Here is a 1,496-nt window from a genome sequence, read left to right as displayed (position 1 = left end):
TCCCGGCGATAAGGGCTATCGCGTCCGCTTAAAAATACGCGGACACCATCGTCCTTAATGCTGGAGTTCGGAAGGTGAGTTGGCCGGACGGATACTTTTCGGCCAAGAAACAACCTGCTCTACGTTGAAATCTGTCCAATTTTTACGTCGTAGTGGTTTTGGATTTTGCGTAGACGCGCGGAAATTCATTGGGTTTTGACCAGTATGTAGCGGTCGCTATCGGTAGCCGGAGGGCGTTTCTACGCTTCCTTGTTGATGCACTCCTCGTTGTGGCAGGTATAGACTTGTGTAAACACTAGCTGGGGCAAAGGGGTTGACATCACTAATGTCGGTGAACAAAATTCTATGGGCCTGGGGAGGCACCCTGCTGCGATGGGAAAAAACCCCCTGTTTATATTGATTTTTCGCCTTTTCAGGCCAAGCAAGCAGCATGCAATTACCGAAATTCCGGTATGGGCCAATGGAGAAAAATCATGTCTGCTGCAATCGACTGCTACAACGATCTGAAGTACCTGTCCTACCAATTCAAAGACGATAGCCTGACGCATTGCCAACGGCTTGATCTTCTTTGCCGCGCGCTCGGCTTCAACAACCGCCATCACTTCGAGCAAAAGATCACCGAACTCCCTGATGTCCAGATCGGCAAGTACTCAACGAAGCTCATGCGACAGGCTTGCGCTAGAGTCCTACCCAAACCTAACGTGCCCTACTATGAGTTCATCGCCCAGAGCGAACGCCGTATGCGCTTTTACAGTCTCTGGGCCGGATGGGACAAGTGCGGGAGGGAAGTTCGTATTCCGAGGGATCTGGATGGGGCTTTCGCAGTTCCACGCTTGCGTGTGCAAATGGATGCGCCTGTGTATGTGATTGAAACTGATCGCCAGTTGGTTGCATGGCGAAATACCTGGTTCGGCATGGCTTATGTGCCTGAGGCACTTGCTCGGGAACATATGAAGGAAGCTTTTGCACGTATTGAGGCGGTGATTAAAGGGCCTAGGAATAAAGCCTATGGGCTGGAGGAAGATTTCAACGATAACTATGCAACGTGGTACCCGCTGGGCAAGTAATCAGGCTGCTGGGGCTGCGATGCAGCCCCATTTAGAGCTGAGGCCTCAACAATAGAATCGAGCCGGCCGGATTAACCCACCGAGCAAAAACGAAACGCTCAAAAATTCAGACCTGGCCTGCGCCAGCCCAGGTCAAAGGTGACATCCTGATTCTAAGCCTGTAAATGCTCGACAATGCATATCGGTAGCACATATCCACCATGAGTCGGTTACTTGACCTCATCATCGCTAGGCCCGCGCATGGCAGTTTCAAATGAGTTGAGGGCTTCGTCGGAGGGGACGGTCATTGTCGGTATCGCTCGAATCCCATCCGCAATGTCTCTACGGCTCAGATTGGGGGGTGTACGAATTTTTGTGTAACCGGCTAATGAGCGACACTGTCGCTCCGAACCGGAGACACGATGAGCAAGAAACTACATCCCATCACCG

General features: G+C 51.6%; 1 protein-coding gene. It reads left to right on the top strand.

Going from position 1 to position 1,496, the window contains the following annotated elements:
* The first annotated feature begins 473 nt into the window (after nucleotides 1–473).
* Nucleotides 474–1,067 carry a hypothetical protein gene (locus BM116_RS18555; RefSeq protein WP_083729504.1) on the top strand — a complete coding sequence of 198 codons (594 nt, stop codon included), beginning with the start codon at nucleotides 474–476 and terminating at the stop codon, nucleotides 1,065–1,067.
* Nucleotides 1,068–1,496 lie beyond the last annotated feature (429 nt).

The organism is Halopseudomonas pachastrellae (genome assembly GCF_900114765.1).
Taxonomy (GTDB): Bacteria; Pseudomonadota; Gammaproteobacteria; order Pseudomonadales; family Pseudomonadaceae; genus Halopseudomonas; species Halopseudomonas pachastrellae.
Note: the sequence above shows the minus strand (reverse complement) of the source record. Positions and strands in the feature narration are given on the sequence as shown.

Coding starts and splice junctions, on each gene's coding strand:
- BM116_RS18555 (WP_083729504.1), top strand. CDS start 474: ATGTCTGCTGCAATCGACTGCTACAACGATCTGAAGTACCTGTCCTAC.